Raw genomic sequence first — 12,359 nt, 5'->3', positions numbered from 1 at the left:
GCGCCCTGTGTTTGTGGCAGGCATTCGAGGAAGAAGGCAGGGGGTGTTGTCGAGGGCATCGCGAGCAAGCTCGCTCCTACAGGGGGCGCAAAAAAACTTGTAGGAGCGAGCTTGAACTGGTCAAGCTTGCTCACGATGACGTCAGTGGTTGCGCCGCGATCAGAACAGCTTCAAGGGTTCTTCGTTGAGCGCCGAAAGTTGCTCGCGCAGCGCCAGCACCTGGTCGCCCCAGTAACGCTCGCTGCCGAACCAGGGGAAGCTGCGCGGGAAGGCCGGGTCGTCCCAGCGCCGCGCCAGCCAGGCGCTGTAGTGCATCAGGCGCAGGGCGCGCAGCGGTTCGATCAGCGCCAGTTCGCGCGGGTCGAAGTCGTGGAACTCGCTGTAGCCATCCATCAGCTCCGACAGCTGTCCCAGGCATTCCTGGCGATCGCCGGCGAGCATCATCCACAGGTCCTGTACCGCCGGACCCATGCGGCAGTCGTCGAGGTCGACGATATGGAACACCTCGTCGCGGCACATCATGTTGCCGGGATGGCAGTCGCCATGCATGCGGATGTTCTGGTGCGGCGTGGCCCGGTAGACCTCTTCCACCCGCTTGAGCAGGTCGCGGGCCACCGACTCATAGGCCGGCAGCAGGCTCTTGGGCACGAAGTCGCCTTCCAGCAGGGTGGTCAGCGAATCGTGGCCGAAGTTCTTCACCCCCAGCGCTTCGCGATGCTCGAACGGGCGGGTGGCGCCGACCGCATGCAGGCGGCCGAGCAGTTGCCCCAGGCGATACAACTGGTCGAGGTTGCCGGGTTCCGGCGCCCGGCCGCCACGACGCGGGAACAGGGTGAAGCGGAAGCCTTGGTGCTCGAACAGGCTTTCGCCCTGGTGAATCAGCGGCGCCACTACTGGCACTTCGCATTCGGCGAGTTCGAAGGTGAAGCGGTGTTCTTCGAGAATCGCCTCGTTGGTCCAGCGCTGCGGACGGTAGAACTTGGCGATCAGCGGCTCGCCGTCTTCGATGCCGACCTGGTAGACACGGTTTTCGTAACTGTTGAGTGCCAGGACACGGGCGTCGCTGAGAAAACCGATGCTTTCGACGGCATCGAGGACTAGATCAGGGGTAAGGGTTTCGAACGGGTGAGACATGCTGACTCCTGCGCGCAGCAGGCTGCTGCGTCCGGCCAAGCATGGTAGCGCAGACGGGGGGATAGGTGGTGGCTGGGCGGACGCTATCGCGAGCAGGCTCGCTCCTACAGGATGATCCGTGGAGGAGCGAGCCTGCTCGTGAAGCGATCTATCAGGCGCCGACGATGCCGCCGTCTTCCCGGGTGATCACCATCACCGAGGAACGCGGCTTGCCGTTGGGCAGGTGCTCGGGGAAGGTCGAACCGCCGTTCTCGCCCGGATGCTGGATGCCCACGAACAGGCTGCGCTGATCCGGCGAGAAGGTGATGCCGGTGACTTCGCAACCCACCGGCCCGACCATGAAGCGGCGGATCTCACCGGTGTCCGGGTCGGCGCAGAGCATCTGATTGTTGCCCATGCCGGCAAAGTCGCCCGCGTTGCTGGAGTCGCCGTCGGTGAGGATCCACAACCGGCCGGCCTTGTCGAAACCCAGGCCGTCGGGGCTGTTGAACATGTTCTGCGGGGTGATGTTCGACGAACCGCCTTTCGGCTGGCCGGCATGTACGGCCGGGTTGCCGGCGACCACGAACAGGTCCCAGGTGAAGTCCATCGAACCGTGGTCGCCACGGCCGGTCTGCCAGCGCAGGATCTGCCCGTAGACGTTTTTCTCCCGCGGGTTCGGGCCGCCCACTGGCTGGCCGTCTTCGCCGCGTTTGGAGTTGTTGGTCAGGGTGCAGTAGACCTGGCCATCCTTCGGGCTGACTACGATCCATTCCGGACGGTCCATGCGCGTGGCCTTGACCACGCTGGCCGCCAGGCGGGCGTGGATCAGCACTTCGGCCTGGTCGGCGAAACCGCTGCTGGCGTCGATGCCGTTCTTGCCATGGCTCAGCTCGACCCATTTGCCCTGGCCTTTCGGGTGGTCCGGGTTGCCGTCGCCATTGTCGAAGATCGCCACGTACAGGGTGCCGTGGTCCAGCAGGTCACGGTTGGCCTTGGGGTTGCGGTGGTTGATGCGGTCGCGGCTGACGAACTTGTAGATGAACTCGCCACGCTCGTCGTCGCCCATATAGACCACGGCGCGTCCGTCGCGGGTTTCGGCCAGGGCGGCGTTTTCATGCTTGAAGCGGCCCAGGGCGGTGCGCTTGATCGGCTTGGAGTGCGGGTCGAACGGGTCGATCTCCACGACCCAGCCGTGACGGTTGAGCTCGTTGGGGTTTTTCGCCAGGTCGAAGCGCGGGTCGAACTGATGCCAGTTGATGTCGCGACTGCTCGCCGAGGCGCCATAACGCTTCTGTGCGGCATCGAAGGTCTGCTGGGCGTTGCTGCTGCCGAAGCAGTCGGTGAAGTTCTCTTCACAGGTCAGGTAGGTGCCCCATGGCGTCTTGCCGTTGGCGCAGTTCTGGAAGGTGCCGAGGACTTTCCGGCCACTCTTGTCGGCGCTGGTTTTCATCAGCGCATGGCCGGCGGCCGGGCCGCTCAGGCGAATCGGCGCGTTGCCGTGGATGCGCCGGTTGTAGCGCGACCCCTGGACGAACTGCCATTGGCCGTTGCGGCGCTGCACTTCGATCACCGACACGCCTTCGCTGGCCAGGGCCTTGCGCACGTCTTCCGCCGACTGCGGCATGCCGCCGTGGGGGTAGAGGTAGCGATAGTTGGTGTATTCGTTGTTGATCGCCATCAGCGCGCGATTCTTGTCGTCCGGGAAGGCGAACAGGCTCATGCCGTCGTTGTTGTCACCGAACTGGACCTCCTGGGCCGCGGCGGTGCCATTGCCGCTCGGGTCGAAGGCCGGGCCGTTCTTCTGCAGAGGCTGGCCCCAGCTGATCAGCACCGAGGACTTGTAGCCCGGCGGCAGGGTGATGCTGTCGCTGGTGGCGGCGGCAATGCCTTCAAAGCCCAGCAGCTTGCTGGACCCGGCGCTGACGCTGGCGGCCAGCACGCTGCGGCTCAGCAGGTTGCCACCGAGAAACATGGCCGCGCCGCACAGGGCACCGGCGCTGATGAAACCACGGCGGCTGAGGCCGACCATCTTCTCGAGGTCGGTAGGTTGGTCTTCTTCTAGTAGGCTCATCACAGGCTTCCTGCAGGATTTTGCAGCCACCTTAATCAGCATCGATGACGAACATATTGCAGCGACGAAAGCATTTCGCCGCTTGTGTAGCCGCTGCCGAAGGCTGCGATCGAGCCGAAGGCTCGCAGCGAGCTTGAGTCAGTCAAGGTCCTGCGACCAGCGTGGCCCGGACCATCGCAGTCTGCGGCAGCGGCTACAGAACCGTGATCAGCCTGGTTACAGCGGCGTGCCGAGCAGCACATTGGATGGCGAGAACTGCACCCGCACCGGCTTGCCGGCGCTCAAGCCAAGGTTTCGCAGGTGCAGCGGTTCGGCCAGGGCGCACAGCGTCTGGCCGCTGGGCAGGGCGATGCGGATTTCGCTGGGGCCGTCGTCGGCGTCGAGGATCGCTTCCAGGGTGCCTTGCAGGCAATTGTGTCCGGGTGTTGCGGGCTGATCGATGGCCAACAGTTCCAGCCAACCGGCCTTGATCAACGCCACCACGCCTGTGCCGGGCTCCAGTTCCAGGTGCAGGGTGCTGTCATGGGTGATCTGCGCCTGGATCTCCAGGTCTTCTGCGAGCGCCAGGCGCACCAGGTCATTGCGCCCTTGGGCTTCGACGGCCTGCACCGTGCCGTGCAACTGGTTGCGGGCGCTGGTCCGGAGCATCAGGCGCCCCAGCAGGTCGAGGTCGGCGGCGTCTTCGGCGGCTTCCAGCACCTGGGCCTGCAAGGCCTGCAAACGCTGGTAGAGACGCAGTACCCGCTGGCCTTCGACCGAGAGCCTGGCGCCACCGCCGCCTTTGCCGCCGACACTGCGTTCGACCAGGGGTCTTTGCGCCAGGTTGTTCAACTCGTCGATGGCATCCCAGGCCGCCTTGTAACTCAGGCCGGCGCTTTTCGCGGCACGGGTGATCGAGCCCTGTTCGGCGATATGTTGCAGCAAGGCAATGCGCTGCGGGCGACGGACGATGTGCTGGGTCAACAAGGTGGGCAAGGGCATGGCTGAACGCTTTGAACGCTGGAAATGCAAGGGAGTTTGCGGCTTGAGGGCCGAGAGTCAAGTTCAGTCGGGCCCGCCGGGTTTTGGCGTGCGTGCCAGGCAATAGACATCGACCCGCCGCGCGCCCGCCTTGAGCAACAGCCGCGCCAGGGCGTGGGCGGTCGCGCCGGTGGTGAGCACGTCGTCCACCAGCGCCAGGTGCCGACCATGGACCGCCGCCTCGGGCATCAGGGCAAAGGCGTGACGCAGGTTGCGTTGCCGTGCCCTGGCATCCAGGCCTTGCTGCGATGGCGTGTCCTGGGTGCGCTGCAACGAGGTTTCGTCACAGGGGATCTGCAGGATCTCGCCCAGCCAGCGCGCGAGCATCGTCGCCTGGTTATAGCCGCGCAGGCGCAGGCGCTTGCGGGCCAGGGGCACCGGCAGCAGGGCGTCGGGTTGCACCAGGTCCTCGGCAAAGCGATGTTGCAGCGATTGGGCGAGAAGTTCGGCCAAAAGTCGGCCAAAGGGCCATTTGCCGTTGTGCTTGAAACGGCTGACCAGGCTGTCGACCGGAAAGCCATAACGCCAGGGCGCCACTACCTGGGCGAAGGCGGGCGGTCGCTTGAGGCACTGGCCGCACGTCAGGCCGGCCGCGGGCAGGGGCAGGGCGCAGACCTGGCAATGATCGCCGAGCCACGGCAGTTCGGTTTCACAGGCGGTACAAATGGGTTGGGGGGTGTCGGTTGGCTCGTCGCAGAGCAAACAGGGTTGTTTGTTTTTTAACCAGATGTAAACCGGTCCTTGGTAATGTGGTTGACACTGCATGGCGCTTCCTTAAATATGCCCAACATCCGTGTCGAGGCTGTGGGTATTCCCTTCCCGTCACCGCTTGCCAAGCATAATCAAGGAATCGCCCATGAGCGCCAGCACCACCGCCAATCTGCGTCATGACTGGACTTTGGCTGAAGTCAAAGCCCTCTTCGTCCAGCCGTTCAATGACTTGCTGTTCCAGGCGCAGACGGTGCACCGCGCGCATTTCGACGCCAACCGCGTCCAGGTTTCCACCCTGTTGTCGATCAAGACCGGCGCCTGCCCGGAAGATTGCAAATATTGTCCGCAGTCCGGTCACTACAACACCGGCCTGGAAAAAGAAAAGCTGATGGAGGTGCAAAAGGTCCTCGAAGAGGCTGCGCGTGCCAAGGCCATAGGTTCGACCCGTTTCTGCATGGGCGCGGCCTGGAAACACCCGTCGGCCAAAGACATGCCGTACGTGCTGGAGATGGTCAAGGGCGTGAAGGCCATGGGCCTGGAAACCTGCATGACCCTCGGTCGCCTGGACCAGGACCAGACCGAAGCGCTGGCCAAGGCCGGCCTGGACTACTACAACCACAACCTCGACACCTCGCCGGAGTTCTACGGCAGCATCATCACCACCCGCACCTACAGCGAGCGCCTGCAGACCCTGGCCTACGTGCGCGATGCCGGGATGAAGATCTGTTCCGGCGGCATCCTCGGCATGGGCGAGTCCCTCGATGACCGCGCCGGCCTGCTGATCCAGCTGGCCAACCTGCCGGAGCACCCGGAGTCGGTGCCGATCAACATGTTGGTGAAAGTGGCCGGCACGCCGCTGGAAAACTCCGAGGATGTCGATCCGTTCGACTTCATCCGCATGCTTGCCGTGGCCCGCATCCTGATGCCGAAATCCCATGTGCGCCTGTCCGCTGGCCGCGAAGCGATGAACGAGCAGATGCAGGCCCTGGCGTTCTTCGCCGGCGCCAACTCGATCTTCTACGGCGAGAAGCTGCTGACCACCGCCAACCCGCAGGCCGACAAGGACATGCAACTGTTCGCGCGCCTGGGCATCCAGCCGGAAGCCCGCGAAGAACACGCCGACGAGGTGCACCAGGCCGCCATCGAGCAGGCGCTGGTGGAGCAGAAGAGCAGCGAGCAGTTCTATAACGCCGCGGTTTAAGCAAATCTCCCTGTAGCCGCTGCCGCAGGCTGCGATGGTCCGGGCCACGCTGGTCGCAAGACCTCGACGGACTCAAGCTCCTCGCGCCCCTTCGGGTCGATCGCAGCCTACGGCAGCGGCTACGGCAATCATCGTCCGATCATCGAGGCCTGCATGTCTTTCGATCTCCGCGCGCGTCTCGCTGCCCGTCGTGCTGAAAACCTCTATCGTCAGCGCCCACTGCTGGAAAGCCCGCAAGGGCCGCAAGTGGTGGTCGACGGCCAGCCGTTGCTGGCGTTCTGCAACAACGATTACCTGGGCCTGGCCAATCACCCGCAAGTGATCGAAGCCTGGCGCGCCGGCGCGTCCCGTTGGGGCGTGGGCGGTGGCGCCTCGCACCTGGTGATCGGCCACAGCACGCCCCATCATCAGTTGGAAGAAGCCCTGGCCGAGTTCACCGGTCGCCCGCGGGCACTGCTGTTCACCACCGGTTACATGGCCAATCTCGGCGCGGTCACCGCGCTGGTGGGGCAGGGCGACACGGTGCTGGAAGACCGCCTCAACCACGCCTCGTTGCTGGATGCCGGCCTGCTTTCCGGCGCGCGCTTCAACCGTTATTTGCACAACGATGCCGAGAGCCTGGCCAAGCGCCTGGAGAAAGCCACCGGCAATACCCTGGTGGTCACCGATGGCGTGTTCAGCATGGACGGCGACCTGGCCGACCTGCCGGCCCTGGCTCGCGAAACCCGGGCCAAGGGTGCCTGGCTGATGGTCGACGACGCCCATGGGTTCGGGCCGCTGGGGGGCAGTGGCGGAGGGATCGTCGAGCACTTCGGCTTGAGCCAGGAAGATGTGCCGGTCCTGGTGGGCACCCTCGGCAAGGCGTTCGGCACCGCCGGCGCCTTTGTCGCCGGCAGCGAGGAGCTGATCGAGAGCCTGATCCAGTTCGCCCGTCCCTATATCTACACCACCAGCCAGCCGCCGGCCCTGGCCTGCGCCACCCTGAAAAGCCTGGAGTTGCTGCGCAGCGAGCACTGGCGGCGTGAGCACCTGAACACGCTGATCCGCCAGTTCCGCCAGGGCGCCGAGCAGATCGGGCTGACCCTGATGGACAGCTTCACGCCGATCCAGCCGATCCTGATCGGCGACAGCGCGCGGGCGATTCGCCTGTCGCAGAGGCTGCGCGAGCGCGGCCTGATGGTCACCGCGATTCGTCCACCGACCGTGCCTGCGGGGAGCGCCCGCCTGCGGGTGACCCTGTCCGCCGCCCACAGTGAGGCTCAGGTCCAGCTATTGTTGAATGCACTGGCGGATTGTTTTAGTGAGCCGGGACCGGAGCCAAGCCATGCGTGATCGACTGATTCTGCTACCCGGTTGGGGCCTCGGCGTATCGCCGCTGGAACCCTTGGCGGCGGCTCTGCAGGGGCTGGACGAACACCTGCGGGTCGAGATCGAACCGTTGCCGGAGCTGGAGTCCAGCGACCTGAATGAATGGCTCGACGAACTGGACGCCAGCGTGCCGGACAACGCCTGGCTCGGTGGCTGGTCGCTGGGTGGCATGCTGGCTTCCGAGCTGGCGGCGCGTCGTGGCGAGCGCTGCTGCGGTTTGTTGACGTTGGCCAGCAACCCCAGTTTCGTGGCTCACGCCGAGTGGGTGAGCGCGATGCCGGGGGAGACTTTCGACGGGTTTCTGGCTGGCTGCAACGCCGACCCGCGCACCACCCTCAAACGCTTCAGTTTGTTGTGCGCCCAAGGGGCTGAAGATCCGCGTGGCCTGTCGCGCTTGCTGTCGGGCGGCGCACCGCATACCTCGGGCGCGGTGTTGATGGCCGGCCTGGAATTGTTGGCGCAGTTGGACACTCGCCATGCTCTGCAGGCGTTTCGTGGGCCGCAGTTGCATCTGTTCGCCGGGCTTGACGGACTGGTGCCGGCCGAAGCCGCGGGCGAATTGCTGGCGTTGTTGCCCGATGTCGAAGTTGGTCTGATTGAACAGGCCAGCCACGCGTTTCTTCTGGAGGATCCCCACGGTGTGGCGGGGGCGATCCAGGCTTTTTTGCATGAGTCCGGCGATGACTGATCTGTCCCTTCCCAAGCCCCCCGGCAGCTTGCCCGACAAGCGCCAGGTGGCGGCTTCCTTTTCCCGCGCGGCGTCCAGTTACGACAGCGTGGCGCAATTGCAGCGCGACGTCGGTCACGAGTTGCTGAGCCGCCTGCCGCAAGACCGCGAGCCTGGCCGCTGGCTGGACATGGGTTGCGGCACCGGTTATTTCAGCCGCCTGCTGGGCGAGCGCTTCCCGGCCAGCGAAGGGCTGGCGCTGGACATCGCCGAAGGCATGCTCGAGCACGCCCGTCCGCTGGGCGGGGCGCAGTATTTCATTGCCGGCGACGCCGAGCGTTTGCCGTTGCAGGGGCAGAGTTGCGAACTGATTTTCTCCAGCCTGGCGGTGCAGTGGTGCGCGGACTTCCGTTCGGTCCTCAGCGAGGCGCATCGAGTGCTGAAGCCGGGCGGCGTGCTGGCCTTTGCCAGCCTGTGCGTCGGTACGCTGTACGAATTGCGCGACAGTTGGCGTCAGGTCGACGGCATGGTGCATGTCAATCGCTTTCGTGAGTTCAGCACGTATCAACAGCTGTGTGTGGCGAGCGGCTTGCAAGTGCTGAGCCTGGAAAACCGTCCGCATGTGCTGCACTACCCTGATGTGCGCAGCCTGACCCATGAGTTGAAGGCCTTGGGGGCGCACAACCTCAACCCTGGACGGCCCGGCGGGCTGACAGGGCGGGTGCGGATCAAGGGCCTGATCGACGCCTACGAACAATTCCGTCAAGCGCAGGGATTGCCCGCGACCTACCAAGTGGTCTACGCCGTATTGGAGAAGCCGCTATGAGCCAAGCCTATTTCGTTACCGGGACAGACACCGATGTTGGCAAGACCACCGTCGCCGCCGGCTTGCTGCATGCCGCGCGGCTCTCGGGGCTGAGCACGGCGGCCGGGAAACCGGTGGCTTCGGGCTGCGAGCTGACCCCCAAGGGGCTGCGTAACGCCGATGCGTTGGCCTTGCTGGCCGAATGCTCATTGCCGCTGACCTATGACGAAGTCAATCCACTGGCCTTTGAACCAGCCATCGCTCCCCATCTGGCGGCCCGCGAGGCTGGCGTGGCGTTGACTGTGCAGGCCTTGCTGGCGCCCATGCGCCAGGTGCTGGCCAAGGGCGCGGACTTCACCCTGATCGAAGGGGCCGGCGGCTGGCGTGTGCCGCTGGCCGACCAGGACAACCTGTCCGACCTGGCCATGGCCCTGGATCTGCCGGTGATCCTGGTGGTGGGCGTGCGCCTGGGCTGTATCAACCATGCCCTGCTGACAGCCGAGGCGATTGCCCAGGACGGTTTGCAACTGGCGGGTTGGGTGGCCAACATCATCGAGCCGAAGACTTCGCGGCTCGAGGAAAACCTCGCCACGCTGGCGGAGCGCCTGCCTGCCCCTTGTCTGGGGCGGGTCCCGAGATTGAAGGCGATCAGCGCCGAAGCGGTGGCCGAGCATCTGCAATTGGACTTGCTTGACTAGATTTTGCCTATGGCAAGGCACTGTGCCATTAGTGTTTTTGACGGGTCTTTTTCTGGCACGTCTGGTTCAATAGCCGCTGTTCATTCCTTGCAGGGTCGAGTCCACCCATGGAAATTTCCGGGAATACCGCTTTCTACGCCGGCCTGAGTACCGTGCAGACCGGGCAGAACCGTGTCGATCAGGCGGCCAGCCAGATCGCCAGCACGACCATCGAGCGTTCTGTCACCAGCCAGTCTTCCGAAGTCCAGGTCGAGCGCCTGCGATCCGTCGATCGCAGCCAGCAATCGGACCTGGTCAGCAACATGGTCGAGATGTCCATGGGCAAGCTCCAGGCGGAGTTGGGCGTGAAAATCGCCAAGGCCGCCGATGAAGTGCTCGGTACGCTGATCGACACCTACGCTTGACCCTCCCTCGGTAGCCCTGGCCGTTTTTGCGGGCAGGGCGGTCCGCGCAAGAACTCCCTGCACAGCCCCATCTTCCGTCTTGCTGGCCTGCCAGCTCCTACACTCAATTTAGCTTCCGAATATTTCACGGCATTCGCTGTGGGCCTTGGCGTGCGAGGCCTGCAGGGGATCGATGACGAACGGTGTTTGCGTGGTGCTTGACAAGGTTTGGGCGTAAACGTATGTTTCAAACAACTGTTTGACCGCCACAATAAATCAACGCGGTTGTTCATTCCCGGTTACATCAGCAGAGGTTTATCGCTATGCCTGACTACAAGGCCCCCTTGCGTGATATTCGCTTCGTTCGTGACGAACTGCTCGGCTATGAAGCGCACTATCAGAGCCTGCCGGCTTGCCAGGACGCTACTCCAGACATGGTTGACGCCATCCTCGAGGAAGGCGCGAAGTTTTGTGAGCAGGTACTGGCCCCTCTGAACCGTGTGGGTGACCTGGAAGGCTGCACCTGGAGCGAATCCGGCGTTAAGACCCCGACTGGCTTCAAAGAGGCCTACAAGCAATTCGTCGAAGGCGGCTGGCCAAGCCTGGCTCATGATGTCGCGCATGGCGGTCAAGGCCTGCCGGAGTCCCTGGGCCTGGCGGTCAGCGAAATGGTCGGCGAAGCCAACTGGTCGTGGGGCATGTACCCAGGCCTGTCCCATGGCGCGATGAACACCATCTCCGAACACGGCACGCCTGAGCAGCAAGAGGCTTACCTGACCAAGCTGGTATCCGGCGAGTGGACCGGCACCATGTGCCTGACCGAACCGCACTGCGGCACCGACCTGGGCATGCTGCGCACCAAGGCCGAACCTCAGGCCGACGGTTCCTACAAAGTCACCGGCACCAAGATCTTCATCTCGGCCGGTGAGCACGACATGGCCGACAACATCGTCCATATCGTTCTGGCCCGCCTGCCGGATGCACCGGCTGGCACCAAAGGCATCTCGCTGTTCATCGTGCCGAAGTTCCTGCCGAACGCCGATGGCTCTGTCGGCCAGCGCAACGCCGTGAGCTGTGGTTCCCTGGAACACAAGATGGGTATCCACGGTAACGCCACTTGCGTGATGAACTTCGACGCGGCCACCGGTTTCCTGATCGGCCCAGCGAACAAAGGCCTGAACTGCATGTTCACCTTCATGAACACCGCTCGCCTGGGTACTGCGCTGCAAGGCCTGGCCCATGCCGAAATCGGTTTCCAGGGTGGCCTGAAGTACGCTCGCGATCGTCTGCAAATGCGTTCCCTGACTGGCCCGAAAGCGCCGGACAAAGCTGCTGACCCGATCATCGTGCACCCTGACGTACGCCGTATGCTGTTGACCATGAAGGCTTTCGCCGAAGGCAACCGTGCCATGGTCTACTTCACGGCCAAGCAGGTCGACATCGTCAAATACGGCGTGGACGAAGAAGAGAAGAAGAAAGCCGACGCCCTGCTGGCCTTCATGACTCCGATCGCCAAGGCCTTCATGACCGAAGTCGGCTTCGAAGCTGCCAACCACGGTGTGCAGATCTACGGTGGCCACGGCTTCATCGCCGAGTGGGGCATGGAGCAGAACGTCCGCGACAGCCGCATTTCCATGCTGTACGAAGGCACCACCGGCATCCAGGCGCTGGACCTGCTGGGCCGTAAAGTACTGATGACCCAAGGCGAAGCCCTGAAAGGCTTCACCAAGATCGTCCACAAGTTCTGCCAGAGCAACGAAGGCAACGAGTCGGTCAAAGAGTTCGTCGCACCGCTGGCTGCACTGAACAAGGAATGGGGCGAGCTGACCATGAAGGTCGGTATGGCGGCCATGAACGACCGTGAAGAGGTCGGTGCCGCGTCCGTGGACTACCTGATGTACTCCGGTTATGCCTGCCTGGCCTACTTCTGGGCCGACATGGCGCGCCTGGCTGCCGAGAAGCTGGCTGCCGGTACCACCGAAGAGGCGTTCTACACCGCCAAGCTGCAGACCGCGCGCTTCTACTTCCAGCGCATCCTGCCGCGTACCCGCACTCACGTTGCGGCCATGCTGTCGGGTGCCAACAACCTGATGGACATGAAGGAAGAAGATTTCGGCCTGGCTTACTAAGCCTTACCGAGTTCATTCGGAAGCCGCTTCTCCTTCGGGAGAAGCGGCTTTTTTGTGCGCGGGATGAATCTGAAAATAATCCGACTAAAACGTTAAGAAGAAGCCGATCCCTGCCGTTACAGAGGTGGCAATGTGACACATGTCACATTTGTGCTGTTTAACTATGCCCGGTGAAGGCATAGTGCCATCA

At 63.6% G+C, this 12,359-nt stretch carries 11 protein-coding genes; 7 read left to right on the top strand and 4 right to left on the bottom strand.

Translation table 11 applies throughout. From position 1 onward, the window contains the following. Positions 1 to 159 precede the first annotated feature (159 nt). The 4 genes from IF690_RS27330 to IF690_RS27315 all read right to left on the bottom strand — a co-directional run bounded on the left by IF690_RS27330 (position 160) and on the right by IF690_RS27315 (position 4,972). On the bottom strand, positions 160 to 1,134 hold the full coding sequence (locus IF690_RS27330; protein WP_202698156.1) for a serine/threonine protein kinase: 975 nt from the start codon (positions 1,132 to 1,134) through the stop codon (positions 160 to 162). A 151-nt stretch (positions 1,135 to 1,285) separates the two neighbouring features. Then, complete coding sequence (locus IF690_RS27325) at positions 1,286 to 3,187, bottom strand: PhoX family protein (RefSeq protein WP_023969165.1); 1,902 nt, start codon at positions 3,185 to 3,187, stop codon at positions 1,286 to 1,288. 216 nt (positions 3,188 to 3,403) lie between these two features. After that, positions 3,404 to 4,168: a TOBE domain-containing protein gene (locus IF690_RS27320; RefSeq protein WP_202698155.1), complete on the bottom strand. Its 765-nt coding sequence runs from the start codon at positions 4,166 to 4,168 to the stop codon at positions 3,404 to 3,406. Between the two features lie 63 nt (positions 4,169 to 4,231). Continuing rightward, positions 4,232 to 4,972 (bottom strand): ComFC family protein, encoded by a 741-nt coding sequence (locus IF690_RS27315; protein ID WP_202698154.1) that lies wholly within the window; start codon positions 4,970 to 4,972, stop codon positions 4,232 to 4,234. Positions 4,973 to 5,063: 91 nt separating this feature from the next. On the opposite strand from IF690_RS27315, the gene bioB reads away from it, so the two are divergent. The 7 genes from bioB (at position 5,064) to IF690_RS27280 (ending at position 12,169) form a co-directional block, all read left to right on the top strand. Further along, positions 5,064 to 6,119, top strand: coding sequence for a biotin synthase BioB (bioB, locus tag IF690_RS27310; protein WP_007926062.1), 1,056 nt, complete (start codon positions 5,064 to 5,066; stop codon positions 6,117 to 6,119). Between the two features lie 153 nt (positions 6,120 to 6,272). Then, positions 6,273 to 7,451 (top strand): 8-amino-7-oxononanoate synthase, encoded by a 1,179-nt coding sequence (gene bioF, locus IF690_RS27305; RefSeq protein ID WP_202698153.1) that lies wholly within the window; start codon positions 6,273 to 6,275, stop codon positions 7,449 to 7,451. Beyond that, positions 7,444 to 8,175: an alpha/beta fold hydrolase gene (locus IF690_RS27300; RefSeq protein ID WP_202698152.1), complete on the top strand. Its 732-nt coding sequence runs from the start codon at positions 7,444 to 7,446 to the stop codon at positions 8,173 to 8,175. Before bioF ends, IF690_RS27300 begins: the two co-directional genes overlap by 8 nt. Continuing rightward, entirely contained in the window at positions 8,168 to 8,980 is an 813-nt protein-coding gene (gene bioC, locus IF690_RS27295) for a malonyl-ACP O-methyltransferase BioC (protein WP_202698151.1), read from the top strand. The genes IF690_RS27300 and bioC overlap by 8 nt, the downstream gene beginning before the upstream one ends. Beyond that, a complete protein-coding gene (bioD, locus tag IF690_RS27290) occupies positions 8,977 to 9,657 on the top strand; it encodes a dethiobiotin synthase (protein WP_023969159.1) in 681 nt (226 codons plus the stop codon). Before bioC ends, bioD begins: the two co-directional genes overlap by 4 nt. Positions 9,658 to 9,764: 107 nt before the next feature. Then, complete coding sequence (locus IF690_RS27285) at positions 9,765 to 10,061, top strand: pyrroloquinoline quinone biosynthesis protein PqqE (protein ID WP_202698150.1); 297 nt, start codon at positions 9,765 to 9,767, stop codon at positions 10,059 to 10,061. Between the two features lie 302 nt (positions 10,062 to 10,363). Next, positions 10,364 to 12,169 carry a phenylacyl-CoA dehydrogenase gene (locus IF690_RS27280; RefSeq protein ID WP_202698149.1) on the top strand — a complete coding sequence of 602 codons (1,806 nt, stop codon included), beginning with the start codon at positions 10,364 to 10,366 and terminating at the stop codon, positions 12,167 to 12,169. The last annotated feature ends 190 nt before the right edge of the window (positions 12,170 to 12,359 follow it).

Origin of the sequence: Pseudomonas sp. SK3(2021) (assembly GCF_016772375.1) — a bacterium.
GTDB lineage: Bacteria > Pseudomonadota > Gammaproteobacteria > Pseudomonadales > Pseudomonadaceae > Aquipseudomonas > Aquipseudomonas chlororaphis_I.
The sequence above is the reverse complement of the archived record's forward strand: the minus strand, read 5'-3'. Positions and strand labels throughout refer to the sequence as shown.